This is a genomic window from Cellulomonas sp. NPDC055163 (genome assembly GCF_053607065.1).
Map to the genome: position 1 here is coordinate 346,898 of NZ_JBSGSU010000005.1, position 25,365 is coordinate 372,262.

Annotated in this window: 26 protein-coding genes; 12 read left to right on the top strand and 14 right to left on the bottom strand. The window is 71.5% G+C overall.

Annotated elements, in window-relative coordinates; translation table 11 throughout:
- Positions 1 to 11 precede the first annotated feature (11 nt).
- Entirely contained in the window at positions 12 to 1,448 is a 1,437-nt protein-coding gene (locus tag ACWFNE_RS12100; RefSeq protein ID WP_452122660.1) for a hypothetical protein, read from the bottom strand.
- Between the two features lie 130 nt (positions 1,449 to 1,578).
- A complete protein-coding gene (locus ACWFNE_RS12105) occupies positions 1,579 to 2,034 on the bottom strand; it encodes a hypothetical protein (protein WP_452122661.1) in 456 nt (151 codons plus the stop codon).
- Positions 2,035 to 2,338: 304 nt separating this feature from the next.
- Here ACWFNE_RS12105 and ACWFNE_RS12110 point away from each other — a divergent pair, with 304 nt between their 5' ends.
- Positions 2,339 to 2,893 carry an HdeD family acid-resistance protein gene (locus ACWFNE_RS12110; protein WP_452122662.1) on the top strand — a complete coding sequence of 185 codons (555 nt, stop codon included), beginning with the start codon at positions 2,339 to 2,341 and terminating at the stop codon, positions 2,891 to 2,893.
- Positions 2,894 to 2,962: 69 nt separating this feature from the next.
- On the opposite strand, the gene ACWFNE_RS12115 is transcribed toward ACWFNE_RS12110, so the two are convergent.
- Complete coding sequence (locus ACWFNE_RS12115; protein ID WP_452122663.1) at positions 2,963 to 4,381, bottom strand: MFS transporter; 1,419 nt, start codon at positions 4,379 to 4,381, stop codon at positions 2,963 to 2,965.
- Between the two features lie 288 nt (positions 4,382 to 4,669).
- On the opposite strand from ACWFNE_RS12115, the gene ACWFNE_RS12120 reads away from it, so the two are divergent.
- The gene (locus tag ACWFNE_RS12120; protein ID WP_452122664.1) at positions 4,670 to 5,443 is read left to right on the top strand and encodes a DedA family protein; all 774 of its coding nucleotides are present in this window, start codon (positions 4,670 to 4,672) and stop codon (positions 5,441 to 5,443) included.
- Here ACWFNE_RS12120 and ACWFNE_RS12125 read toward each other — a convergent pair.
- Together ACWFNE_RS12125 and ACWFNE_RS12130 are read right to left on the bottom strand one after the other, a co-directional pair.
- Positions 5,428 to 6,033, bottom strand: coding sequence for a hypothetical protein (locus ACWFNE_RS12125; protein WP_452122665.1), 606 nt, complete (start codon positions 6,031 to 6,033; stop codon positions 5,428 to 5,430). The two genes, ACWFNE_RS12120 and ACWFNE_RS12125, sit on opposite strands and share 16 nt — an antisense overlap.
- A gap of 5 nt (positions 6,034 to 6,038) precedes the next feature.
- Complete coding sequence (locus ACWFNE_RS12130) at positions 6,039 to 6,332, bottom strand: hypothetical protein (RefSeq protein ID WP_452122666.1); 294 nt, start codon at positions 6,330 to 6,332, stop codon at positions 6,039 to 6,041.
- Between the two features lie 447 nt (positions 6,333 to 6,779).
- Between ACWFNE_RS12130 and ACWFNE_RS12135 the strand changes: the two genes are divergently transcribed.
- Together ACWFNE_RS12135 and ACWFNE_RS12140 are read left to right on the top strand one after the other, a co-directional pair.
- Entirely contained in the window at positions 6,780 to 8,006 is a 1,227-nt protein-coding gene (locus ACWFNE_RS12135; protein ID WP_452122667.1) for a tyrosine-type recombinase/integrase, read from the top strand.
- Between the two features lie 93 nt (positions 8,007 to 8,099).
- Positions 8,100 to 8,393: a helix-turn-helix domain-containing protein gene (locus ACWFNE_RS12140; RefSeq protein WP_452122668.1), complete on the top strand. Its 294-nt coding sequence runs from the start codon at positions 8,100 to 8,102 to the stop codon at positions 8,391 to 8,393.
- Between the two features lie 341 nt (positions 8,394 to 8,734).
- Here ACWFNE_RS12140 and ACWFNE_RS12145 read toward each other — a convergent pair whose 3' ends face one another.
- From ACWFNE_RS12145 to ACWFNE_RS12170, 6 genes are all read right to left on the bottom strand, one after another.
- Positions 8,735 to 8,887, bottom strand: a complete 153-nt coding sequence (locus ACWFNE_RS12145; RefSeq protein WP_452122669.1) for a hypothetical protein — start codon at positions 8,885 to 8,887, stop codon at positions 8,735 to 8,737.
- A gap of 26 nt (positions 8,888 to 8,913) precedes the next feature.
- A complete protein-coding gene (locus tag ACWFNE_RS12150; RefSeq protein ID WP_452122755.1) occupies positions 8,914 to 9,492 on the bottom strand; it encodes a maleylpyruvate isomerase family mycothiol-dependent enzyme in 579 nt (192 codons plus the stop codon).
- Positions 9,473 to 10,456 carry an IS481 family transposase gene (locus tag ACWFNE_RS12155; protein WP_452122670.1) on the bottom strand — a complete coding sequence of 328 codons (984 nt, stop codon included), beginning with the start codon at positions 10,454 to 10,456 and terminating at the stop codon, positions 9,473 to 9,475. The genes ACWFNE_RS12150 and ACWFNE_RS12155 overlap by 20 nt, the downstream gene beginning before the upstream one ends.
- A 325-nt stretch (positions 10,457 to 10,781) precedes the next feature.
- Positions 10,782 to 12,380 (bottom strand): diguanylate cyclase, encoded by a 1,599-nt coding sequence (locus ACWFNE_RS12160; protein WP_452122671.1) that lies wholly within the window; start codon positions 12,378 to 12,380, stop codon positions 10,782 to 10,784.
- Positions 12,377 to 13,177 (bottom strand): hypothetical protein, encoded by an 801-nt coding sequence (locus ACWFNE_RS12165; protein WP_452122672.1) that lies wholly within the window; start codon positions 13,175 to 13,177, stop codon positions 12,377 to 12,379. The genes ACWFNE_RS12160 and ACWFNE_RS12165 overlap by 4 nt, the downstream gene beginning before the upstream one ends.
- Positions 13,178 to 13,226: 49 nt before the next feature.
- Entirely contained in the window at positions 13,227 to 13,382 is a 156-nt protein-coding gene (locus ACWFNE_RS12170; protein ID WP_452122673.1) for a hypothetical protein, read from the bottom strand.
- A gap of 180 nt (positions 13,383 to 13,562) precedes the next feature.
- Between ACWFNE_RS12170 and ACWFNE_RS12175 the strand changes: the two genes are divergently transcribed.
- The 3 genes from ACWFNE_RS12175 to ACWFNE_RS12185 all read left to right on the top strand — a co-directional run bounded on the left by ACWFNE_RS12175 (position 13,563) and on the right by ACWFNE_RS12185 (position 17,252).
- On the top strand, positions 13,563 to 14,225 hold the full coding sequence (locus tag ACWFNE_RS12175) for a hypothetical protein (protein WP_452122674.1): 663 nt from the start codon (positions 13,563 to 13,565) through the stop codon (positions 14,223 to 14,225).
- 74 nt (positions 14,226 to 14,299) lie between these two features.
- On the top strand, positions 14,300 to 14,836 hold the full coding sequence (locus ACWFNE_RS12180) for a signal peptidase I (protein WP_452122675.1): 537 nt from the start codon (positions 14,300 to 14,302) through the stop codon (positions 14,834 to 14,836).
- Positions 14,837 to 14,966: 130 nt separating this feature from the next.
- Positions 14,967 to 17,252 carry a LamG domain-containing protein gene (locus tag ACWFNE_RS12185; protein WP_452122676.1) on the top strand — a complete coding sequence of 762 codons (2,286 nt, stop codon included), beginning with the start codon at positions 14,967 to 14,969 and terminating at the stop codon, positions 17,250 to 17,252.
- On the opposite strand, the gene ACWFNE_RS12190 is transcribed toward ACWFNE_RS12185, so the two are convergent.
- From ACWFNE_RS12190 to ACWFNE_RS12200, 3 genes are all read right to left on the bottom strand, one after another.
- Positions 17,167 to 18,150: a TIM barrel protein gene (locus ACWFNE_RS12190; protein WP_452122756.1), complete on the bottom strand. Its 984-nt coding sequence runs from the start codon at positions 18,148 to 18,150 to the stop codon at positions 17,167 to 17,169. The genes ACWFNE_RS12185 and ACWFNE_RS12190 overlap by 86 nt on opposite strands.
- A complete protein-coding gene (locus ACWFNE_RS12195) occupies positions 18,120 to 18,410 on the bottom strand; it encodes a hypothetical protein (RefSeq protein WP_452122677.1) in 291 nt (96 codons plus the stop codon). Before ACWFNE_RS12195 ends, ACWFNE_RS12190 begins: the two co-directional genes overlap by 31 nt.
- Before the next feature lie 670 nt (positions 18,411 to 19,080).
- Entirely contained in the window at positions 19,081 to 20,835 is a 1,755-nt protein-coding gene (locus tag ACWFNE_RS12200) for a TerD family protein (protein WP_452122678.1), read from the bottom strand.
- A gap of 327 nt (positions 20,836 to 21,162) precedes the next feature.
- Between ACWFNE_RS12200 and ACWFNE_RS12205 the strand changes: the two genes are divergently transcribed.
- The 5 genes from ACWFNE_RS12205 to ACWFNE_RS12225 all read left to right on the top strand — a co-directional run bounded on the left by ACWFNE_RS12205 (position 21,163) and on the right by ACWFNE_RS12225 (position 25,331).
- The gene (locus ACWFNE_RS12205) at positions 21,163 to 22,098 is read left to right on the top strand and encodes a hypothetical protein (protein ID WP_452122679.1); all 936 of its coding nucleotides are present in this window, start codon (positions 21,163 to 21,165) and stop codon (positions 22,096 to 22,098) included.
- 239 nt (positions 22,099 to 22,337) lie between these two features.
- Positions 22,338 to 22,925, top strand: a complete 588-nt coding sequence (locus ACWFNE_RS12210; RefSeq protein WP_452122680.1) for a hypothetical protein — start codon at positions 22,338 to 22,340, stop codon at positions 22,923 to 22,925.
- Entirely contained in the window at positions 22,919 to 23,839 is a 921-nt protein-coding gene (locus ACWFNE_RS12215) for a hypothetical protein (protein ID WP_452122681.1), read from the top strand. The genes ACWFNE_RS12210 and ACWFNE_RS12215 overlap by 7 nt, the downstream gene beginning before the upstream one ends.
- Positions 23,840 to 23,988: 149 nt before the next feature.
- Entirely contained in the window at positions 23,989 to 24,561 is a 573-nt protein-coding gene (locus tag ACWFNE_RS12220; protein WP_452122682.1) for an SAF domain-containing protein, read from the top strand.
- Positions 24,558 to 25,331: a hypothetical protein gene (locus ACWFNE_RS12225; protein ID WP_452122683.1), complete on the top strand. Its 774-nt coding sequence runs from the start codon at positions 24,558 to 24,560 to the stop codon at positions 25,329 to 25,331. The genes ACWFNE_RS12220 and ACWFNE_RS12225 overlap by 4 nt, the downstream gene beginning before the upstream one ends.
- Positions 25,332 to 25,365: the final 34 nt, after the last annotated feature.

The following is a 25,365-nucleotide window of genomic DNA, read 5'->3' on the forward strand; positions in this document are numbered from 1 at the left end:
CCACCTCCGGATCAGCTCGCGAGGGTCGCGAGCGTGGGCGGTGGACCCGCGGCCGAGTCGACGGCGTCCGGCGGTCCCGGAGCCGCGTCGACCGGTTGCGGCGGCGCCGGCCGGGCGACGAGCTCGAGCAGCGCGACGAGCACGGCGGCGCCCAGGGCAGCACCGACGACGAGCCCAGGAGTCGGTGTCGACGCCAGCAGGATCACCAGCCCCGCGACGGAGACGATCACCGCGCGGACGAACGCCTTGTGCGCGCCGAGCCACGAGCCGACCGGCCCGGCGGTGACGCCGCGGCGCTCGGCCCAGGTGCGGGACGAGGCGAACGCCCGGGACGTCTCGGCCCGCATGGTGCGCGCCGACGCGCTCCCGCCGCCGAAGTACGCAGCCGCCGCGACGACGAGGCCCGCGACGGCGACCGTGCGCAGAGCGGCCCGGATGTACAGCACGACCTGGTCGAACACCACCTCGGCCGCGTCGAGCCGCGCGATCTTGCCGGTCAGCTCGCCCAGGTACACGGTCCTCCCGAAGGAGAGCCCGAGCCCGAGCACGAGCATCGAGATCGCCAGGCCGAGGCCGGCCACCACGAGCGTCCGGGAGCGGTTGGCTGCGGTCAGGACGCCGGCCGCGAGCAGACCGAGACTGACCCACGGCAGCCACGTCCCGACGATCCGCACGGTGTTGTAGGCGTTCCGGACCTTCACGAGCTGCGTGGTCTGCACGAGGGTGAAGGACGCGTCGACCTCGGGGATGTTCGCGGCGACGTCGAAGCCGCGGGCGACGAGCCGGTCCTTCAGCGCCGAGATCACCCCGGCGAGCTGGATCGTCAGCTGGCCCTGGTCACCGACCTGGAGCGCGCTGCCCTCCCGGCCCTGCATGACGGCGACGAGCTGCTCGTGCGCCGTCCGGTTGGCGCCGACCCATGCCGTCTCGAACGCGTCGCTCTCGACGACCTGGGTCGCGGCACGGCGCACGAACGACTCCACGCCGCTCGTCAACGGCTCCTCCATCGCGCCGAGCGCGAGCGCGATCCGCGGGGGCAGGCCCTCCTGGCCCCCGATCGCCGTGACCGCGTCGTGCACGAGCGTGTCGACGTCGGCGCGTTCCATGACGAGCGACGTGAGCCGGTTGACGACCGCCGACTGGATGACGGGGTCGTCGGCGAGGGGGCCGATCGTGTCGACGAACCGGTCGGTGTCGGTGAGCTCGCGCTCGGCCCAGACCGCGACCACCGCGACGGGCGCCAGGAGCAGCCCACCCACGACCAGGATGGCCGCCGCCACGGCCCGGAGGCGCTGCGGACGGACCGGGCGACCTGCCGGCGCGGTGGCACCGTGCGGTGTCGCGGCGGCACGGTGCCGGAGCTCGGCGTTCTCGCGCTCGAGGAGCTCGATGCGCGCGGCGAGCTCGTCGGCCGACGAGCCCCCGGCAGGTGTCTGCTGGTCCGGCATCCTCGTGTCCTTCCGCAGGGTCGTGCTGGCGTCGCTCAGTGCATGGTTCGTCCCCGGGCGGCGCCCGGCCTCCCCCGTGCCGGGCGAGTCCGGCCGCCACCCCGCGCTGCCGTCTCGGGAGGAGCGGATCTCACGGGGACGCCCGCGGCCCGGCCACACGCGGCTTCCCCGCGGCGTCGCGCCGCTCCCGCAGGAAGACGAGCGGGAGCAGCAGCGAGCCCAGCGCCGTCACGAGCCAGACGATCAACGTGCCGAGGACCCACGCCGTCGCGCCGTCCACGGTGACGCCGCCGGTGAGCCAGGAGGCGAGGGCGAGCGCGACGAACGTCGACACGAGCCCGATGCCCCCGAGGAACGCGGAGGCGTAGCGCGCGGTGACCGAGGCGATGAACGGGGCCAGCACGCTCTGCGCGACGGCGAAGATCACCACGGCGGCGACGAAGCCGCTCGCGGTGAGCACGAAGTCGTCGCCGAGGATCGCGCTCGCTGCCAGCAGACCGAGAGCAGACGAGGCCAGGAAGATCAGCGCACGGATCAGGAAGCGGATCATGCGGGCTCCGTCGTCCTCGTCGGTGGCAGTCTCCACGCCTCGACGGACCCTGCGTCGTCGAGCACCCGAGCGGCGTGGCGCGTCCAGGAGCGGACCGGTGCGCTCGCAGCGTCGCGCATCCCCCGGCTCCCGGCGTCATCCCGGACGGATGAGCGCCGTGCCGCCGTGCAGCCGGCCCACCGTCCGCGACCTGGGTCGGACGTCCGCCGGTCGCCGGGTCGGCGCCCGCGCCTCACCCGATGCAGGTGAGGCCCTCGGGTCGAGACGTCGCCACGCTCGACCTCAGCACAGGGCTCGGTCACCGCGGTCGGGCCAGGCTGGCCGGGACGTGAGGCGACCGATGGCGCAACGATGGGTGACGGCGGTCTACGGCGTCGTGTCGGTCCTGCTCGGGATCGTCGTGCAGACGCGTCCGGAGCCGGCGGCCAAGATCCTGCTCCTGCTCTTCGCCCTGCACCTCCTGGTCACCGGCGTCGTGCGGATCGTGCAGGCGGCCGTCTCGCGGGGCGTCGCCCGGGGTGCCCGCGCGTTCACCGCGGTCGTCGGCGTGATCTGGATCGCCTCGGCGATCGTGCTGCTCCTCGTCCCGATCACGACCCTGACGGTGCTCGCCGTCACGTTCGGGGCCGTCCTCGTCGCCCAGGCGGTGCTCGGGCTCGTCGACGCGGTCCGGAACCGCACCGTGTGGCCGGCCGTCGCCCACGTGGTGACGCTCGCGGCCGGGATCGCCGTGCTCGTGTGGCCGGGGAAGTCCTTCGCGGTGCTGCTGTGGGTCCTCGGGGTGTGGATGGTCGTGCACGGCACGATCACCCTCATCGGCGCGGTGTTCCCGAACCTCTTCGGCGAGGTACCGGCGAGCTCGCCGGCGCGGGCGGACCCGCGCCACGCCGTCTGAGTGCGAGGGGGGCGCGGGCCCCCTCCGGTCAGGGCGGGACGCCGACGCTCTCCGGCCCCGGCAGAGCGCCTAGCTCCGGGCGGCCGACGAATCTGTCGGTACCGGCGGCGTCGCCGGGAGCCGCGCCGCCGCGACGAGCCCACCCACGCCGACCACGGCCAGCACGCTCATCGCGACGGCGTAGGAGCGGCCCGGCTGCGTGGCCACGGCAGCGACGAGGATCGTCCCGGCGATGGCCGCGCCGAGCGACGACCCGAGGTTGGAGACGCTGCGCGACAGGCCGGAGATCTCGCCCTGCAGGTGCTCGGGGAAGCTCGACTGCACGATGTTGACCGAGGGGGTCAGCATCGCGCCGATGCCGAGCCCGATCAGGAACAGACCGGGCACGAACGCCCAGACGCTGTCGGAGAGACCCACGACCACGAGGAAGACGACGATGCCGACGATCGTGACGGCGAAGCCCGCCAGGACGAGCGTCCGCTGCGCACGCCGCTTCGCGAGGCGCTCGGCGGCCAGCGACGACAGCATCAGCCCGACCGTCGCCGCCGTGAAGACGACGCCGGTCTCGATCGCGTTGTAGCCCCGCACGACCTGGAGGTACGCGGAGACGACGAACGAGACGCCCATGAGCATCATCCACTGGACGTTCTGCGTGACCAGGCCCAGGTTGGACGTGCGGTTGCGGAAGAGCGCCGTGGACAGCAGCGGCTCCTTGCCGGCTCGCTCCTTGGCGCGCGTCGACGCGAAGAACCACACGAGCACGAGCGCCCCGGCGCCGACGAGGGCGAGCATCGCGACGACGTTGTCGTCGGCGAGCAGGATGCCCAGGACGACGAGGACGAGGCCGAGCGCGGACAGCACCGCGCCGCCGGTGTCGAAGGGCCGGGTCCGGTCGGCGGGCAGCGGGTCGTGCACGTACCTCTGGCTCAGCACAATGATCACGACGATGACCAGGGCCTGGAAGACGAAGGCCGCCCGCCAGCTGATCGCGGTCGTGATGAGCCCGCCGATGAGCGGTCCGGCCGCCGCCCCGATGCCGCCCATCCCGCTGATCGCCCCGAAGGCGCGGGCGCGGGAGGTCACGTCGGTGAAGAGCAGCGTCGTGAGGATGTAGACCGGCGGGATCAGCAGGGCCGTGCCGACGCCTTCCAGGATCGAGTTGCCGACGATGAGCACGCCGATCCCCGGCGACACCGCGCTGATCAGCGCCCCGACGCCGTACACGGTGAGTCCCACGTTGAGGCAGAGCTTGCGGCCGTACTTGTCGGTCAGCTTGCCGCCGGGGATCATCAGCGCGGCCATGACGAGCAGGAAGATCGTGATCGCGAACTGCACGCCCTGGACGGTCGTCCCCAGGTCCTCGCTGATGTCGTTGATCATCACGTTCATGTTCGAGCCGGCGAAGCTGCAGATGAACTGCGCCAGGGCGAGGGGGATCAGCACCCGTCGCAGGTCGGTCGACGGTCGCGTCGAGGCAGGATCGGCCACGGTCCCGCTCCTTCCCTCGGCGGCGCGGCACGGCCTCGGTCGCCCCGCGCGGATCGACGGGCCCGGAACCGACCCCTGGCCGCCAGCCTCACGGGCGCCGGAGCGACCCGGCATCGTCCGCGGCGCATGAGGTGCGCGGCCGCCCTCCCCCGGGCAAACGCCGAGACCGGGGCGTCGACGCGCTGGCGCGGTCGTTGCGCGGACGCCTACGGCGCGCAACGCTGCACGTGACCGGCGGGGCCGCCGCCGCCGCGTCGCGGGCCCTCCGGCGGAGACGGCGGGTGCGCGATGGTCGACGGCGGCGCGGACGACGGCACCCGCCGGGCGACCGACGCCCACCACCCGCGCCGCCCCCGGCGCTGGCTGCTCGTCGCGGTGGGCGTCGCCCTCGCGCTGGTCGCCGTCGTCGCCGTCCTCAACCGCGCCGGCGGCCGCGACGCGCTCGCCGCCCTGGACATCGAGTCCGAGCCGTGGGCGTACGTCGCCGTCTTCCTCCTCGTGCTCGGCGACGCGGTCATCGCCGTGCTGCCTGGGGAGACGACCCTGAACGCGGCCGCGACGCTCGCGGCGCAGGGGGTGTTGGCCCTCGGCTGGGTCGTCCTCGCCGGCGCCCTCGGCGCGGTCGTCGGCGACTCGACGCTCTACGCGATCGCCCGGCGGGCGGGCACCGCCGTCGGTCCACGGCTCGACGCCACGCTGCACGACCGGCGCGTCGCGGCCGTGATGGCGTCGATGGGCTCGAGCGCCCCGGTGCTCCTCGTCGCCGGCCGCTACGTCCCGGGCGTGCGGTTCGTCGTCAACGCCTCGCTGGGGCTCGCCCGGTACCCGTACCGGCGGTTCGTGCTGTGGTCCGCGATCGGCGGGACGCTCTGGTCGGTCTACACCTGCTGCCTCGCGTACCTCGTCGGTACCGCGCTCGCGGGCTTCCCGCTGGCCTCGATCGTGCTCTCCGCGACGATCACGACGGTCGGTCTCGCTGCAGTGTTCGTCGTCGTCCGGCGACGCCGTCGCTCCGCGCAGCCTCGGACCGCGGCCGGATCGGTGGGTCAGTCCAGCGAGTAGACCTTCCACTGCGGGATCCCGACGAGCAGCGGCCCGAAGCCGATGATGCCGCCGAGCGTCGCACGGAAGAAGAACGTCGTGAGGAGCGTGATGCTGAGCGTGCGCGTCCGGTCGAGGTTGAAGATCAGCGCCGGGTAGTCGCGCTTCTGCGGCGGCAGCAGCCGCTTGCCGAGCACGAGCGTCGCGCCGTTCACGAAGCCCACGGGCCACAGGACGTCGGCCCGGTCCACCTCGTCGTCGTCCCACCGGAGGATCTGCTCGAAGGTGACGCGGGCGAAGGCGCCGCCGAACGTCGTGCCGGCCTGCGTGCTCGCACCGAGGCCGAGCCCGCCGCTGAACGTCATCCGCGGCACCGAGACGAACGCATCACCCTGCGCCGGCATCCGCGCGGTGTCGAGGAAGTACTCGGACCTGAGCTGGAGCTGCCACTCCTCCGTCGTCGCCCAGATGGTCGGGCCGACGACGACACCGGACAGCTCGACGCCGCCGGGTGCGAACCGCCACGAGAAGCCCGGCACGGGCGAGCCCGGCGAGATGCTGTTGACCAGCGTCCCGGTGGTCCGCGCCCACCACAGGTCACCCGACGGCATCGCCGCTACTCCTGTGCGGTGTCGTCGGTGCGCGGGGAGCCGAACAGGACCGCCCAGGCCTCCGCGCGGCCCCTCGCGCGGAGCTCGTCGATGCGCCGGACGAGCTCCGCGAGCTCGGGCTCGGCGCCGAGGGTGGCGCTGCGCGCGACCGCCTGCTCCCGTCCGGCGTGCTGCGGTGACGGCTCGTCCGCGGGGCGGTCCGCCGCTCGCCGGAGCAGGTCCAGCACGGCCGGGAAGCCCTCGTACTCCCGGAGCTCCTCGTTGACCCGCTCACGGTGGGTCTCGGACTGATCGGCCATGGGGTGCTCCCGAGCGGACGGCGGTCCCCCTCAGTGCACACCGCGCCGTCGCCCGCGACAAGGACTGCCGCGACGTCTGCTCGCACGGGCAGACGTCGATCAGCCCGGGGCGCCGGCGGGCGCGCGCTCGTCCGGGTGTGACGTGGGCTCCGCTCACGTCCCCGTCGCACAGAAGAGGCCCGCCCCCACGTCCGGGACGAGCCTCTGACCTGCTGACACACTGTCGGGCTGACAGGATTTGAACCTGCGACCCCTTGACCCCCAGTGAACTTCAGGCGCCACCTCCGCTTGCGATGAAAAGGTAAAACCGCAGGTCAGCCGCCATTCACGTCCAGCGGCGTCCACCTTTGCCCAGCGGATTCTTGGCCAGTTAGGCTCTAACTTAGGCTCTACGCGGCAGTGCCGAGATGTGGTGGTGCCCAGCAGCGCTCGAAGGGGGTGCACCTGGTGGCCGAGCGCCGGCGCGACAAGGGGGACGGCTCGCTCTTCCACGACCGCACCGCCGGTCGCTGGGTCGGGCAGATCGACCTGGGCATTTCGCCGGACGGCCGTCGGCTGCGGCCCAAGGTGTACTGCGAGACCCGCGCTGACGCCCGCGCGCAACTGCAGGAGCTCCGCGACGCCCACGAACGCGGGGTCGACCTGACGCGTCGGTCGACGACGTTCGAGCAGCTGGTGGACCTCTGGCTCCAGAGGGGTCTTCAAGTAGAGGTGTCGGACAACACCCGGTGGAACTACGAACGCGTCCTGCGTGGGCAAGTCCTCGAGACCTTGGGCAGCAAGCGGGTCGTCGACCTCCGAGCAGACGACGTCGAAGCGATGCTCGACGCGCTCACTGACAAGGGACTCGCGGCCTCGACGATGCGCCACGCGCTCAACCTGACCAGGCGCGTGCTCACGTTCGGCATGCAGCGCGACCTTGTGCTCCGCAACGTCGCAGAGCCGGTGCAGCCGCGCCGCGGACCGAAGGCAGAGCGGTACGGGCTCACCGTGAAGCAGGCCAGGACGCTGCTGGCGGCTGCGTCCACCGACCGGTTGGGCGGTCTGATCACTGTCTCCCTTCTTCTCGGGCTCCGACCTGGCGAGGCAGCCGGTCTGACGTGGGAGCACGTGCACCTCAAGGGCAAGCGACCGCGGGTGACCATCGCTGCGAGCCTGCGGCGCACCCCCCTCGGCGTCATGGTGCTCGCGCCGCCGAAGACCCCGACAAGCCGGCGCACACTCGAACTCCCGCCCGCGGCAGTAGATGCGCTGAAGGCGCAGAAGAAGCGGCAGCGCCTAGAGCGAGACGCCGCCGGTCGCAGCTGGTCGAACAAGGACGACCTCGTGTTCACGACCGAGGCTGGCACCCCCCTCGACCCGTCGAACGTGCGACGCACCTTCCAGCGAATCGCGCGCCAAGCGGGCCTGGAGCACCTGCATCCGCACATGCTCAGGCACGCCGCGGCGAGCCTTCTCTCCGCCGCCGGCGTGCCGCTCGAGGAGATCTCCGACACCCTCGGGCACCGATCCGTGACGGTCACAGCGGAGATCTACCGACACCCGATCGCGCCGATCCGCTCGGGTCACATCGCAGCGATGAGCCAACTTGGTTCTCAGCCGTCGCGAGCAGCGCCGCGACGAACTCCCGACACCCGCAATGACGAGCGCCGCCGCACCGCGGACCCTCGATGACGGGTACGCGACGTCGACAAGTTCGTGGACCCGTCATCCGTGCGGCTATCACCGCTGGCAAGCATGGACGCCTCACCACACAGGAGGACGACCATGAAGGACACCGCCGGGCTGAGACTGACCGCGACCAGCTTGACGCCTACGCGTGCGCGCGCGAGAGAGATCGAGCCGCCCATCATCAACATCACACTGCAACCGGACGAACGGCGGGTCTTCTCGGTCCCTGAGGCAGCTGCGGTGCTCGGCATCGGGCGGAGCAAGCTCTACCAATTCATCGCCGCCGGCGAGATCCGGACCATCCACATCGGACGGCTCTGCAAGGTACCGGTATCGGCGATCGACGAGTTCCTCGCTTCACGCCCGTCGAGCGGTCCCTCCGCTGGCTGAGCGCACCCTTGGGTCGGTCGCACGAGTCGGTGTCCGCGTCAGCCTCTTCTCTCATCCGCGCCGCCGACCGACCTGCGGACTCAGTGCTCCGGGAGACTCGAACCCCTGACCCCCTGCATCGGAACGCCGGTTTCACGACTCGTAGCGACGGAGGCGCTACCTCGCCGCGACCGGCGGCGTCAGGGCGCGACCAGCAGGCCGCTCGGGCAGGCAGCTTTCCGTGTCGGAGCGGGAGGAGATCTCCCGCGGCTTGGCCGCCGGGCACAGCCTGCCCCGCGGCGCTCGACGTCGTCACGAGCGGGCGCCGCCTGCTGTGGACCGACGATGGAGCCATCTGGCGCTCAGGGCCCGAACGCGAGCACCTCGACGCCGCCGTCGCGCTGCTGATCGCTCCGGACGAGCGCCGCGGCCTGCAACCCATCGACCTCGCCACCATCCGCGCTTGGCTCGACGACTCGGCAACCGCGACGGCTGACCCACGGCTGTGAGTACATGTAGAAGACCTTCGCGTAGGCACGTGCTAGTGCGCCGCGTGTCTGCTCGTGGGAAGCCGCTCGCGCAGGGCGGGGACGCCTGTGCCGACGAGGGAACCGAGAGCTGCGGTCCGACCGGTGCAGGCGAGTAGCAGAGCCTCGGCCGTGCCGCTGACCACGGGACCCGCACCGTGAGCGAAGTCGATGTCGTGCGCCTCGAACCGCAGACCAGCCAAGGCGCCCTCGGGCACAAGGCCCGAGGGCGCCGTCATGAGGAACCGCAGTGAGCTGCGCAGACGCGGTCCGGGGATCTCGCGGTCCAGCTGCAATGGCCAGCGGATGTCCAGGCCGTGGACCAGAACGTCCAGCAACGGCGCCTCCGGACCCGATCCCGGCGGGGTGAACCGGGCCTCCGCTTTGCGATGCAGCACCTCGACGATGTCGTGGAAGGGACGCTTCGCGAGGCGCCGGGTCACCCGCTCGTTCGCGCTGTCGAAGTTCCCGCCCGCGAGCAGGACAGTCAGCACGACCCTGGGCGTGCTCACCTCCAGGGGCATGATCAGGTGCGCGAGCACGTCATGAACGCTCCAGGCCTCGCACAGGCTCCTAGTTGTACTGACCAGCAGCGTTGTTGACGCGGTCGATGGGTCGAGCGCCGCCGATGCCGAGGTGGGGTCGTTCTAGGTTGTAGTGGTCGAGCCAGGTGGGCAAGGCGTTGGCGCGTTCGGCGTTGCTGGTGAAGACGCGTGAGTAGGCCCATTCGCGGGCCAGGGTGCGGTTGAGGCGTTCGACCTTGCCGTTGGTCCAGGGGCAGTGCGGTCGGATGAACTTCAGCGTGATGCTCAGCTCGGCGGCGGCGTCCCGAAAGACGCGGGCGCGACGGTAGTTCTGGGCGTTGTCGCTGATCACGCGCTCGACGGTGATGCCGTGCGAGGCGTAGAACGCCGCAGCGCGGGTCAAGAACTCGGCGCAGGTGGCGCCCTTCTCATCGTGGTGGATCTCGGCGTAGGCCAGGCGGGAGTGGTCGTCGATCGCGGTGTGGACGTAGTCGTAGCCGATCGGGACGGCCTTGTGCCGGTCACCGACCCGGGCGACCCGTCCGTGGGCCTTCCAGCCGCCGCCATCGGGGATGCGCCCGAGCTTCTTGACGTCGATGTGGACCAGGGAGCCGGGGTGGTCGTGCTCGTAGCGGTTCGCCGAGGACCGGGTGGCACGGATGACCTGCCCGGTGAGCGGGTCGCAGTCGCGCAGCGCCGGGACCCGGTGACGGGCCAGGACCCGCCCGACCGTCGAGGCCGGCAGGCCCAGGTGGTGCCCGATCCAGACCGGCCCGCGCCGCGACAGCATCCGCGCGACCCGGATCCTGGTCTCCACGCACGCCGGGGTCCGGCGCGGGTGGGTCCGGGCCACGCTCGGGCGGTCCACCAGCCCGGGCCGGCCCTCGGTCTGGAAGCGGCGCCACCACCGCCACGCCGTGGTGCGTGAGACCCCCATCTCCGCCGCGACATGCGCGACCGGGCGACCCGCCGCGATCCGCGAGACGAGCGTGAACCTGCCGGCCGGGGTCAGCCGGGCGTTAGCGTGAGACACGAGAGACCTCCGTGGTCAGAGTCGGTTCCTAGACAGCTCCAACTCGACCCGGAGGTCTCTCGCTACGTCAACAACGATCTTGGTCAGTACACCTAGTCGCCTGCTGCTCAGGGGTCAGAGCGGCGAGCTGCTCCGCCAGTGCCCGCCGCTCGGCGGCGATCTCGTAGAACGCATCCATGAGCCGATCCTGGCATTCGACGTCACACCTCCGGACAGTACGCCGCAGACGAGCACCTCTATGGCGGCCACGACATCCGGCGCGAGCGGTGCACCCCAGTGGGTGGTACTGGCTCGCAGACGAGCCCGCGAGGGCGTTCCCCCAAGGTCAGATGAGCAAAACGGTGGCGTCCCCGGGTGTTCCGGGCTGGTCCATGCGTGCGACGGCGGCCACGGCGCGATCGCGCCCCTGCTCCTTGGCGGTATAGAGCGCGGCGTCGGCTCGTCGGACGATCTGCTCGGACGAGGGGCGGTCCTCGTTGCCGGCGATGCCGATGCTGCAGGAGACCCGAACGCCTGTGTCGCCTTGGGCAACGGCCCGCCGAAAGCGTTCAGCAGCGTCCCGTCCCTGCTCGACCGTGGTGTCCGGCAGGATGATCGCGAACTCCTCACCGCCGTAGCGGGCGACGAGGTCGGCGCCGCGAGCAGCCGAGCGCAGCGCCCGCGCCGCCCCGCGCAGCACCTGGTCGCCGACGACATGCCCGTGCTGGTCATTCACGGCCTTGAAGTGGTCCAGATCGACCAGCGCGACGGCGAGGGGTGCACCGCTGCGCTGGGAACGGAGGAGCTCACGTCGGAGCGCGTCGTCGAAGGCGCGGCGGTTGAGCGTGCCCGTCAAGCCGTCGGTCTGCGCCGCACGCCGGAGCTCCTCGACGAGGGTCGCGCGCGACAGTGCGAGGCCGACATGACCGCACGCCTGGACAAGTGTCTCGACCATCCGCCGCTCGACGCCTTTGGACTGCCGGCGCGCCACCTCGACCACGAGCCACCCCTCGCCGAGCTTGTCGAGGCCGATCGGTACGCACACCACGCCGCGCGCGCCGGGCAGGGCGTCCGTGAGCCACGGGTCAGCTAGCGGGTCGATCGCGCGCCGCAGGACCGGCCCACCTGCGGGTGCGACGCCCGCGAGCAGCGACGGGGCGTGCAGCGACTCGGGCGGTGCGAGAGGCGTGGTCACGGCTGCGCTGGTCTCCACGAGCGGGCTCAGCGCGGTCCCGGCTGCGGGCAGCAGAAGGACAAGGGCACGCTGCCCCAGAAGCTCCTCGACGGCCACGGCGACGAGTCTGCGAGCGATCTCGCGCGGCTCGTGCACCACCTCCAGCCCGACGACGAGGGAATGCAGCACCTCGGCGTCGTACCGTCGGCGGCGGAGCTCGCGTTCGTTGATGGCGGCGAACGTCGATGTCGCTGCGGCGGCGAGCCCGGACACGAGGACGAAGGCGGTGTACTGCCGGACGGGGAACGGCATCGGTGCCGCGGCGACAGCCCCGGTGTCGAGCCGCTCGATCGACAGGACGCACAGCACGACCAGCGCGTGCCAGACGACCACCTTCGCGCCGGTCCGGAACGACACGAGCAGGCTCACTGCAGCGACGTGCACGACGATCAGCCCGACCACCGGACCTGTGACCCCGCCGAGCGCGTGCATCGCCGCCCCGAGGAACGCCCCGTCCACGAGCAACGCCCCATTGACCGCGAGCACCGCGATCCGCCGCCCGGCGCGTGACGCGAGGGCCGTGATCGCACTCACCACCGCGTAAGCAGCGCACCACACACCCGCGCCGCCGGGCGGCGTGCGTGCTCCTGGCGTCAAGAACCACAGCGCGACCACGGCGCCCAGGAGGCCCACCCGCAGGCACGTGGACCACACGATGCGCTCGGCGAGCGGCACCAGTCCGAACCTCGAGGAGTGCGGCGTGCTGGTCATGAGGTTCTCCGCGGTGCGTCGTCGTCGATGAAGGGCAGGTTCGGGTCAGCGTGCAGCGGCGCGAGCGCGAGCTTGGGGTCCCCACTGTCGAGGCGGTCCTGCACCGCGAGGTACGCCGCCACGAGCAGCGCCAGCAGGAACGGGAAGCCCATGAGGGGCGCCACCTCGGCGATCACGCCCGCGATGCCTTCACGCGAGACCGGCCAGGGCGGTGGCGACGTCGGCTGTGCGGCGGCGCCGCCACCGTTCATCGGGACCTCGGTGCTCGCGCGGATCTCGGCTTCAGAGTCGGGCGTCGCCGCGCGCGACGCGCGGGCTGCAGGATCCGTGAGCGGCGCGCCGGTGTCCGGGAACGCCTCTTTGGTCGTCGCGCCGACGCTCGGCGGTCCGGAGGTGGGCGCTGACGACGCCTGATCTGAAGCCGGGTCTGCGGTTCGTCCAGGTCCAGGTCCGGGTCCGGGTGCGGCGGGTGGTGGGGTCGGGGGTTGTGGTGGGGGGGCGTCCATCAGGTACCAGACGAGGTCGGCGGAGGTCGTCAGACCCTGCGCGGCGTCGTCGCTGCGCAGCGCGAACGTGAAGCGGTACGTCACGCTCCCGTCGCCGGTCCCCGCCCGGAACGCGCGCATCGCCGCCGGGTCCGGCGGGCCGGCGCCGAGCTCGGCCAGCGAGCCCGCGAACACGGTCCTCCCCGTGAAGGCGGCACAGTCGCCGTAGCCGCCGCCGGCGCCTTCCTCGACGCGCACGTCGAGGAACTCGGCCAGGCCGGTTCCGGCGACGGTCGCCGAGAGCACGATCACGGCCTGCTCGGCCCCGGACCACGACACCGTGATGCAGGCGGGTGCCAGCTCACCCGGGGGCGAGGCCGTCCGCCTCGACCAGGGGCCCGGTCGCGTCGGTCTCGACCCAAGGACGCGCCGTCACCGCGACCGCCGGTGAGGCCCCGAGCATGAGAACGGCGACGGCGGGCAGCACAAACCGCAGGGCTCGCTCGGCCCAGCTCATGTGCTCCCCCATCGTGATGTCCGACGTCCCGCCTATCGGCAGCCGCGCTCACCGCCCAAGCCCTTCACCGGTGCTACGCGACGGGTGAACCCCGAGCTCACGGCTCAGCGTCCGGACCGCCCCGCCGATGGGCCGGAAGCCGCAGAGAGGCGGCTTCAACCGCCCTCCCTTGGAGAACCCGTGACCTCCCACCGCGCACGCCGCCGCCGGCGCCCGCTGTCCGCCGTCCTCGCCGCCACCGTCCTGATCGGAGGCAGCGCGTTCGTGTGGCAGTCGACGTACGCCGCGTTCTCCGCACGCACCACGAACCCCGCCAACTCCTGGGCCGCAGGCAACGTGAACCTCTCCGACAGCCGCGGCGGGCCCATGACGGGCACGGCGATGTGGAGCTCCGGCACCGCGTCCAACCTCAAGCCCGGCTCCACGAGCACAAAGTGCATCCGGGTCACCTACGGCGGGTCGCTCGCAGCCAACGTGCGCATGTTCGTTGCCACGGGCGACCTCACCGGCACCGGCCTCGGCAGCTACCTGCGGTTCACCGTGGACGAGGGCACCCAGGGCAGCGCCGACGACTGCGCGGACTTCGGCGGCACCGTCACCCGGCTCTACAACTCCGGGACACCTGGCACCACCACGGCGGGCGCCGACGGCTCGGACTCGGCGATGACCCTGGCCACGTTCGCCGGTACCAAGACGAACTACAGCAACGGCGTCAGCACGTGGGCACCGGCCACCGCCGGTCAGACCCGCACCTACCGGATCACCTGGACCGTGCTCGACGACAACGCAGCCGCCGGAACCACCGCGACCGCGAGCTTCACCTGGGAGGCCCAGAACACGTGAGGCACGTAGCCGCGCGAGCACCCGCGACACGCACCGCAGTCGCCGCGCAGGCCGCTCAGGCTCTCGCCCGCCTCATGCTGTTGCTCCTCGCCACGCTGATCCTGTGGTCCCTCACGCCCGTCGTGGTGGGGTGGCAGCCGCGGGCCGTGCTCACGGGCTCGATGGCGCCCGCGGTGAACGCCGGGGACATCGTCGTGACCGTCCCCGTCGCCCCCGCGGACGTCGCCGCCGGACAGGTCATCGCGTTCACCGACGCCACCCGACCGGGACGCGTCGTCCTGCACCGCGTGGTGCGCCTTGCCGCGGACGGTACGTTCACCACCCGTGGGGACGCCAACCCGCACGACGACTCCACGCCCGTGCACCCAGACCAGGTCCTCGGCGTGGCGCGCGTACGCATCCCCCAGATCGCACGCCCACTCGTCGAGGCCCACGCGGGCAACTTCGGCACCGTGGCACTCACCGCGGCCCTCATCGCAGCTGCGACCCTCATAGCACCCGACCCCGTCAGCGCGCTGACGGACCGGTCAAGCACCACCTCGCCGACCCGCCGGACGCTCCGGCGAGCACGCGCTCACCGCCGACGTCAGCCGAAGGAGCTCGAGCGATGAACGGCATCGCGACGTGCGCGACATGATCCCCCGGAGCGGGGGTGGGCCGTTCCTTCAGGACCCGAGCCTGGCCCGCCGATACGGAGACATGCCCCGCCCGCGCCACTCCTTCACCTCACGCTCGCGCAAGGTGCGGATCTCGTCGCGGTGCCTTCCCCTCGTCCTGGCCACGGTACTGGCCTTCGCGTCCCTGGCCCTCGTTGAGACGACCACCGCCGCGTTCACCGCGACACTGACCACGCCGGCGAGCACCCTGACAGCCGCAGAAGTCTTCCCCACCTATCCCGACACCGTCACCGAGGACACCCCAGACGTCTACCACCAGATGGAAGACCTCCGAGCCTCCACGACGACCTCTGACGTGGCCGACGCAACGTCGAACGCCCGAGTCGGCAAGCTCAACGGTGCCTCGAACGGGCCGGCGACTTGGTGGCGCTTCAACGCCGACACGACGTTCGCGGCCGACTCCTCCGGGGCCGTCGACTCCGGGGCACCGCAGGGCAGCGCCGTCCTCTCCGGCAGCGCCGGTCGCACCGGCGGACGCCTCCACCTGGACGGCAGCCCGGGCAGCTACGTCAAGGGCGCCACCGGGGTCCTCGACACCGCGCAGAGCTTCACCGCCGCGATCTGGGCCAAGCTCACCGACCTCGACGGCGACTACGCCGCGATGGCGATGGAAGGATCCGCACAGAGCGGGTTCGGGCTCATGTTTCGCGGCGCGTGCACGTGCTGGGAGCTACGCACCACCACCGGCGATACGGCACCGGACACCTCGGCCGGGGTGACCTCCACGCGCTCCGCCGCGAACACCGCGGCCGAGGAGACCTGGACACATCTCGCTGTCACCTACGACGAGGACACCCGCACCAAGACCTTCTACGTCAACGGCGTAGCGCAGAACGCGACATCTCAGTCCTCCACGTGGACGGGGTGGAAGGCGGCGGGGCACCTCGTCGTCGGACGTCAGACCGGCGGCGGCGGCCCCAGGGACTACTTCAAGGGCAGCCTTGACGAGGCCATCGTCTACCAGCAGTCCCTGACCGGCGCCCAGGTCGACGCTCTCTACGCCGGCGTCCCCACCGTGCAGTGGCACTTCGACGAGGGGAAGGGCACCACCACACGTGACCTCTCCGGCAACGGGGTCACTCCCACCTTCGGAAGCACCACAGGTGTGCAGTGGAATCTCGGTGGCCGCAGCAGCGCCGCCGTCAGGCTCGACGGAACCACCGACGGCTACCTCTCTACCTCCACGAACCCCGTGGACACGTCCAGGAGCTTCACCGTCTCCGCGCTGGTGAGGCTGAACAGCGGCCTGGCAGTCGACGGGGCCGACCACACGGTGCTGAGCCAGAAGGGGAGCATCACGAGCGGGTTCATCCTCCGGTACGCCGACGTCGACTCCACCACAGGCACGGACTTCCGGTGGGTCTTCATGATGCCGAGGACAGACAGCGCCAACCCGGCTGTCGACCAGGCGAGAGCACCAGCCTCGCTGAACGTCTGGACCCAGCTGACCGCCGTCCACGACGCGACCGCGGGCACGCTCTCCCTGTACGTCAACGGCAGCGCCGTCGGCACCACGACCGCGACGCACACGAGCACCTTCGTGTCCAGCGGCGGCCTGCAGGTCGGGCGCGCCTGGTCCGACAACACCTGGAAGGGCTACTTCCCCGGTCTTGTCGACCATGTCACCGCCTACCCGCACGCCCTCACCGCGTCCCAGGTCGCCACCCTCGCCACAGCCGACGATGCCTCGCGCTCCACCGCCCAGGTCCCCGGCGCGCTCACCGGCCCCGGGCAGGACCTGGCAGCGCCCCTCCAGGGCCTGGCAGCGCGCACCGCCATCGCTTATCGCGGCGTGGACGGCGGCTACAGCGGCTCCAGCACCTCTGCTGCGCTAGCCAGTCCGACGACGTTCACCGCGGAGTGCTGGTTCCGGACCACGACCACCACCGGCGGACAGATCATCGGCTTCAGCGAACGTTCGTCGGGGGTGATGGGCGGCAGGATCGACCGCATGGTGTTCATGACCGACGACGGACGACTGAACTTCGTCATCTCCGGCACCTTGGCCACCTCCGGCGAGGGCGTCCCGCAACTGCGCAGCCCCGCGGACAAGCCCTACAACGACGGCGCATGGCACCACGTCGCGGCCACGTTCACCGACGCCCCCACCACCGACCAACCCGGCGCGGCGCTGTACGTGGACGGCGTCGCCGTGGCTCAATCCACCATCGGCGCCGCCATCACCCCCGTGAGCTACAACGGCTACTGGCGATGGGGAGCCGCGCAGGTGCGGAACTGGACCGTAGATCCCACCACCAACGCCTTCACCGGCAGCATCGACGAGGTTGCCATCTACCCCTACGCGCTGACTCCAGGGAGAATCGCCAACCACGCCTTCTCCAACTTCTAGGCGTACGTAGCCGAACACAGGGCTGCTTCACCCCAGCACTGGACCGACCTCCACGTCCCGTACGGCTCGGCACCTCTCCAGCTCCCCGAGCCCAACCGCTGCAGCGCCACCTGCTCGCATTTGCGGGCCGCCGCGGGCCGCGATGCGCGGAACGCAGGCCAATCAGGCTCATGCGGCCTCGGCGGCGACCTCGACGACGAGCGGCTCGATGAGGGTGCGTCAGCGCTCGTGGGAGCTTCCCGCATCCGCGGATCGTTCGATCCCGACGCTCCGCGACCTGGCCGTGCTCGGGGTCGCCGTGCACGCCCACACCGCCGCGTTCCACGGTCCCAGCCCCGCGACGGCACGGTTGGTCGACCGCGCACGGCGCTGGCAGCAGCTCTCGGCCTCTCTCGCGACTTTCCGCAGCTCCGCCCCATCGGACGAGGACGTGCGCACTGACCTGACCGCGACGGCAGATCTGCTCTCCGCGATCGCCCCACTCGCCGGGCCGAGCCGGGCGAACGCGCCGGACCCGCAAGCGCGCCGCACCGGTGCCACCTTGAATGGCGCCATACGACTCATGACGGACGTGCCGGCGCCAGTTGCGGACCTGCGCGGTGCGCTCCAGCTCGTCGGGGGACGCCCAGTTGAACACCGGGACGAGGGTGTGGATGCGCGTCCCGGTCTCCTTCATCGCGCCGCGCACTTCCTCGATTGCCGCGTCGTCGGCCTTCGGGTAGCGGTGCCAGAAGAAGAAATCGGCGCGCGGGGAGAGCTCGACGTGCTCGTAGCCGAGCGACGCCGCGTGGCGCACCTCTTCCGCGACGGACATGCGCGCGTGGTACGTCTGCGGGTCGAGGCAGATCGTGACCATGAGATGCCTCCTCAGGCGTAGAGGGCGGGGCTTGTCGACCATGGCGACGGGGACGAGGCGGCCGTCCTCGCTCTCGAGCGACTGCACCCCCGCGTCGCACACAACGCGGCGGCGTAGCCGTCCCACGACGTCGAGCCGGTGTGCTCGCCGCGCTCGACGGCGCTGATCCACTGCTGCAGCTGGGCGTTGAACGCCTGGTGGAAGCGGTCGTTGTGGTCGCCGGTGATCCGGTTGCGGGCACCCGAGGCGTCCCGGCGCTCGATCCGGTGCTGGTCGGCGAGCCGGACGGCGCCGGGCTCCATGACGAGCTGGCACGGGATGTCGCCGGGCCTGCGCAGCGCGGGGCGTGCTCGCGACGGCGGTCACCTTGCGCAGCCGTCCGTCGAGATCGCGGTACCAGGTTAGGGCCAGGTAGCGGCCACCGAGGTCAGTGACGGCGATCTCACCGAACGTGCCGATGGCCAGCTCGGTCAGGGTCATGGTCGCCTACGTGGGCGAGGTCACGTCGGTGTCCATGCCAGCAGGTGGGCGCGGAGCGGCCCAACCACCGCTAGGCGGGCCGAGAGGCAGCCGTGACGGCTCGATGCCCGGCGGCGAAGTGTCCAGCAAATGTCCCGTGGCCACGTCCGGCTCCTGTGCTCAGGATCCCGACGTGGCCACTGACCAGCGCGAAGAGTGGAGCTGAGGGGACTCGAACCCCTGACCCCCTGAGTCGGAACGCCGATTTCACGATTCGACGGGCCTGCGGCTCATCTCGACTCATCTCGGCTGTGACCTGCGGAAACGTCAGGATCGGTGCGGTGCAGACCCTTCGATGCTAGACAGACTCAGCGCCCGCTGGGGCCTCCTCGCTGACAATAAGTGTCCATTAGATGTCCAGCGCCTCCGGTCCGCTCAGCGCCTCCCGGGTTCGCCGCGGGCGACCCGACCCACTGGTCGGGACGCTACGCCGCGAAGGGCTCCGCCCGATCATCAGTCGTCGATGTCGACGCCGTGACCCACCGCCAGCGAGGCCAAGCCCGACTCGAATCCTTGCCCGACCGCGCGCAGCCTCCAGACACCATCGCGGTCATAGACGGTGGCGAGGATGAGTGTGGTCTCGGTGCTTGCGGCGTCGAGTGTGGACCGGGCGACGGCCGTGCCCTCGTCGGTGCGCATGACGAGCTCGATCGCGCCGAGCTCGCCGAAGGTGCCGTGACCGTCGAGTGCGGCGGCGATGACGACCCGTGTGCGGTCCTCGGGCAGGAGGTCCGGTCGTAGCTGCACCAGAGCCTCGCCGGGGGCGTCGCTGAGAAGCTCGACCGCTACGGTGGGGTGGACGGGGTTGTTGTAGAAGCAGAAGTCGCTGTCGTCCGCGACCTGCTCGTCGTCGTCCACGACGAACGCCACGACGTCGACCTCGAGTGTCGAGGTACCTGTGGTGTCCCACTGGACACTGAGTGTCCAGCCCGGCGCCGGGCGCAGGTCGGTCACGGCGCCGCGGGTGAGAACCACGCTCTCGCTCGGGGGCGTCGCGACCGACGGGGCTGTGGCGGCCGCGGGCAGTTCCTCGAGCGCTGCCGTCAGCGTGCGCCGTGGCACAGGTTGAAGGTTGACGTCGTCGAGCCAGCCGAGAGGCAGTGCTGCGGCTCGGCTCCACCTCGCGTCCTGCTCCGCGCCGGCCAGCGCCACGATGTCGGTGACGCTCGCCGACAGGTAGACCGCCGGCTGCCCCCCGAGCTCGGCGACGCGAGCACGGACGGCCGCGGCGTGCTCGTGTGGGCCGCCGAGTACGAGCACGCGGCGTCCGTGCAGACGCCCGTGGGGCTCCTTCCGGGCCGCGTTGGGCGCGGCGGGCGGCCGCGGGTGGTGCCGGGTCGCGGTCGTCGCCTTGGGTGTGCCTGGCTGGACGTGGGACAGGCGACGGACGAACTCGTGCTCGGACAGGGTCGGGGTGGCGTGCGACCTGCCCGCCAGCGCCTTGCCTGTCGAGCTCTGCGCGTCGTTCGTGACCAGCACACTAGTTCGGCTGCTCACGGAGTTCATGACGTCGAGGCCGGCGTCGATCGCGTCGCGGACGAGCGCCTCCCGCGGGTGTGTCGTCGCCCCGGTGAAGACCACCGTCATCCCCTGGACCAGGGCTGAGCCAGGAGCGAGGCGCCCGGGGTGCTTCCACGGACACGGACGTCGAGGTGCTCGCGCTGGGTGCACCACCCGCTCGGCATCATCCGTGTGGGCAACCACGGGCAGCCGGAGACCCAGTCGAGCAGCAGCGACCAGGGAGTGCCGGAGCACTTCTGCGACCACCCGCGTGTCGTCCAGGGCGTCGTGCGCGCGGAGCTGTTGCACACCCCAGTACCGGGCGACCGACGCCAGGGACAGGCTCTCCACCGGCACGTCGAGGCGACGGGTCAGCGCCAGCGTGCACAGACGCCCGGACGCCGTCAGTGGCGAACGGGCACGGGTCGCCTCGGCCGAGAGGAATCGCCAGTCGAAGGCGGCGTTGTGCGCGACCAGCACCCGCCCGGCCGTCATCTCGCGCACCCGGTGCGCCACCGAGTCGTACCGAGGCGAACCGGCCAGCCGGGCGCGCGTCAGCCCGTGGATGTGCACCGGTCCGGGGTCGCAGCCCGGGTCGAGCAGCTGCGACCAGGACTCCTCGAGCGCGCCATGGGCATCGAGCTGCATGACTGCAATCTGCAGCACGCGATCCGCAGAGGCGTTCAGCCCCGACGTCTCGACGTCCACCACCGCGCACCCGTGCGGGTACCGCTGTCCCACCAGCGCCGGTAGAGGACCAGCTCCAGCAGTCAACGTCATGGCGCGACGCTAACGCGGCTCCATCGACGGGCCCGTCCGGTTCGCGGGTGAAAGCGGACCGGTCCGAGCTGCCGCCTTCGAGGACCCGACCGACAACTGATGCGTGCCGTCTTGAGAGGCCCAAGCCGACGAGGCACGATCCACCTCCACCTCGTCATCACCCTCCGAAGACGCCCGGCCGAATGACGAGGGGAACGTATCGCAGGTGCGCGTGGCCGTCATCGTGCGCGCGCGTGGCCGTCATCGTGCGCGCGCGTGGCGGTCATCGTGCGCGTCATCAGCGATTCGTCGCCGTCATCGGCACGGCTACACCCGGTGCGGATTGTCTCCCGTGTCCAGCGACGCGAGGAGGCCATCATGAGAACCAATGCAGGGCGACTGACGGACGAGGCGTGCGCCCCACGCATCACGCGTGACCGGCAAGGGCTGCTCGGCGCCCTCGCCGCCGTCGACGCGGAAGGCTGGGACTCCCCCGCCGGCACGGCGCTGCTGCAGTACGTCCGAACGCAACTGGTGCGGCCCCTAGCGATCGACCTCGGCGTGCGCGGCGCCGCTGCGTCCCAGGCGGAGGCGACGGCGTGGGAAGCCGTGTGGGTCGCGATGACGAAGCCCTCGCTGCGCTCTGCGGGCTCCCCATGGGGAGTGCTCTGGCAGGTGGCTCGCCGCGCCGTGCTCGGCGAGGTCGTGGCGGCGCAGTTCGCGACGAACGAGCGCCGCGCGCGCACCCTCGCGGCCGCCGTACGAACCGGAGAGCTGAGCCCACCGATCGCGCTCGAGGTGGTCATGGCCGAAGGCCACGAGCCCGCGAGCGCCGACTCCGGACCTGTGGGCGAGGTCGTCTGGCGCGAGCTGCTCGCATCCGCGGATCGCGCCTTGGTCGACGTGGGGTGGCCGGCCGATGAAGCGGCTCGGATCGTTGACGCCGTGCTGTACATGCCGACCACGCCGGACACCCGGTGCACCATCGTCGGCTGGCGACTCCTGGCGGTCGACCTGGGTGTGCCGCCGTGGCAGGCTCGTCGCCTCGCGCTGGCTCTGCGCGGCACCGCCGCGGCGCCGGGAGTATTGCCGCTTCTGGTGACCGATGGTCAGTCCGCACTTCGTCACGAGCGTGTGCGGAGCGCCCTGCTGGCGACGCGGGACCGGTCGCGGCCCTCCGATGCTGGGAGCGAGCGACGCCGGGCGGCGTAGAGCGCGCGTCATGCACAGCCGGCACATGGGTGGAGTTATCCACAGATGCAGGCGCGGCCATCGCATGTTGTCCCTCCCGTGCGCCTACCTGCTGTCATGAGGACTGCGCGAGAGCACCGAAGTGCGGGAACGACGGGGTTCCCCGGTTCCGCGGGTTGGGTGTGCAATGGGAATCAGCCCGTCGGTGTCGACGGGCAGCGTGTGGGTCATGTGCGGTCCGCAGGGGGCGGTGATCGCCGATGAGTCAGCGGTCGAGAACAGTTCGCGCCTCGCTGGTGCTCGTGTGCCTCCTGACCGCGGGCTGGCTCGCGTCGTGCTCACCCGGGGACGCTGAAGCGGACCCCTCGCCGACGCCGACATCGGTCGAGCCGTCGAGCCCGACAGAGACACCCACTCCGACGCCTGATCCCGCAGTCGCCGCGGCTCAGACCGCGATCCTCGATGCGTATCGCGGCTTCTGGGCGGCGCAGGTGGCCGCCCTCGGTGATCCCGTGGCGGATCCGCCGGCGGAGCTTGCTGTCTACGCCGTCGACAAGGCATTCGCCGGAGTCGGTGAGGCGCTCTTCGAGTACAGGCGTCAAGGAATAGTCATGGTCGGGGCTCCCGGACTCGATCCGGTCGTCGACACCGTTGAGCTCGCCACCTCGACCGCTCACGTCACCGACTGCGTTGACTCGAGCGACTGGACGCCGATCTTCCGTGACACGGGAGAATCTGCCGCGGCCCAGAACCAATCCCCTCGACTCGTCGTCGAGGCGTGGGCGATCGTCTACGACGGCCGGTGGGTCATCCGAGAGACGCTCATCCACCGGGACCAGCCGTGCTGAAGCGCACAAGGGCGATGGGCGCGGCGCTGCTGGCAGCGCTGCTCCTCTGCGCAGCCGCATCCTCTGCCGCGAGTGACCCCGCGCCTGTCTGCCCGCCCACCGTGACTACTTGCACGGTCTCTGTTGAGCGACCGGGGGCACCGAGCGCTCCAATCGGTGCCAACAAGCCTGCTCCAGGCGCGCCCGGCGAGCGCGTGTGCGTAGTGGATCTCACCGGTCAGACCGTGCCATGTAGCAACGCCTTTGGTTGGTTCAACGACTCCGACGACTGCTACTACAGGCTGCTCGACCCGCAGCCGCCGGCGGATGACCCTCTGTGGGAGGGGAACTACCCGAACGGCGCCATGTACCAGGTGAGCTGCACCGGCACGCTGCCCGGAACCAATGGCGGCTGGACGTGGCTGCCGACGCCGCCTCCCGGCTTCGGTGGTATCTCCGTGACGCCGGCGGAGCTTGCGTCGCGCGCGGTCGATCAGATGCAGCTCGCGGGTCCGGCGATCGGGATCACGGTTCCGCCGGACCGGCTGGGGCTGGTCGGCGTTCCCGTCTGGTTGTGGACCGAGGTCTCGCCCACGACGTGGGGGCCGAACTCGGCGACGGCGTCCGTCCCGGGGCTGTCGGTCACCGCCACGGCTCAGGTGTCGGAGATCCGGTGGGACATGGGCGACGGCAACGCGGTCGTGTGCCCGAACGCCGGGACACCCTGGTACGAGGGCGGCATCGAGTCACCGACCTGTGACTACGTCTACGAGCAGCCCTCGGCCGGTCAGCCGAACGACGCGTACACCGTCACCGCGACCTCCACCTGGGACGTCACCTGGAGCGGTGGAGGCGCGTCCGGATCCCTGACGCTCACGCGCTCGTCCTCGACGACGGTGCGCATCGGCGAGCTTCAAGTGCTCGTCACCGGTTGAGACCCTCTCCCACGCGGGCACGTCATCGGAGCACCACCATGACGACAGGCACCACCCCAACCTCCACGGCCACGAACGGCCGGACGACCGCTCCCCTGCGCGCACCCGTCCTCATCCCGCCGAGAGCGCGGCGCCGCCCCGGGCTGATGGTGGCCGGCATCGTGCTCGCCCTGGTCGGCGCACTCGGGGCGGCGTGGCTGGTCGCATCGGCCAGCGACCGCACCGCAGTGGTCGTCCTGGCGCGCGACGTCCCGTACGGCGCGACGTTGACCGAACAGGACCTGACCGTGGCCGATGTGGCGCTGGACCCGACGATCGAGTCGATCCCCGCTGACCAGCTCGAGGGGCTCGTGGGGGAGGTTGCGGGCGCGACGCTGGTGACCGGCTCGGTGCTGGCGCCCGCGCAGGTGCAGCCGGTCGGTCCGCCGCTCCCCGGGGAGGTGCTCGTCCCGCTCCCCCTCGAGCCGGCTCGTATGCCAGCTGGCGGGCTGACCGCGGGCGACCGGGTGCTGGTCGTGGACACCCCAGCGGCGCAGGCCGAACCGCCGAACGGCACACCGGTGACGCTCGAGGCGAGCGTCGCCCGTGTCGGTGCGCCGGACCTCAATGGTGTTGTCGTCGTCGACCTCGTCGCCGCGACCGAGGACGGCCCCGCTCTGGCCGCTCGGGCAGCGACAGGCCGGTTCGCGCTCGTCATCCTTCCTGCTGGGGAGGAGCGATGACGTTGCTCGTGCTCTGCTCGGCGTCCGGGGCGCCGGGAGTGACGACCACGGCCCTCGGGCTGGGGTGGGTCTGGCCGCTGGTGCACCCCGAGCGGCGGGTGCTCGTCGTGGACGCCGACCCCGCCGGGTCCGGGGTACTTCCGGGCTACCTGCATGCCGGGGTCGTCGCGGGCGGTGGTGTCCTGGCGCTCGCCGCCGAGCGGAGCCGCCCCGGACCAAATGCGTTCCTCGATGAGGCACTCGCGCTGGACCCGGGAGCCAGTCGTATGGTGCTGCTGGGGTTCACCTCGACCGCGCAGGCTCGGGCAGTCACGCCGGTGTGGGAGGCGCTGACCGATGCGGCTCGTGTGTTGGACGCGGCCGGCGTGGACGTGGTGGTGGATGCCGGTCGCCTGGGCCACCGCTACGAACCGGCCGTCCTGCTCCAGGCTGCCGACGCCGTCGCGGTCGTGCTGGCCTCGAGCCTCCGTGCCGTGACGACGACCGCTGCCGCGCTGCGCGACCTGCGTGCGTCCCGTGGGCCGGGGTCGCGGACGACAGCCGTGGTGGTGGGCGAGCGGCGGCCGTACTCGACGCGTGAGATCAGCACCGAGCTCGAGCTCGAGCCGCTGCCGCCGGTCGCGGTCGATCGGTGGGCGGCGGGTGCGCTGGCGGAGGCCGGGTCGACGGGCTGGAGGTTCGAGCGCTCAGCCCTGCTGCGCTCGGCCCGTGACCTGGCCCAGCACCTGCGCATCGCGCCCACGACAGTGCCGTCGGCGGTCGGGTCATGAGTCCGCAGGACTGGTGGGGACCAGACCCTCACGT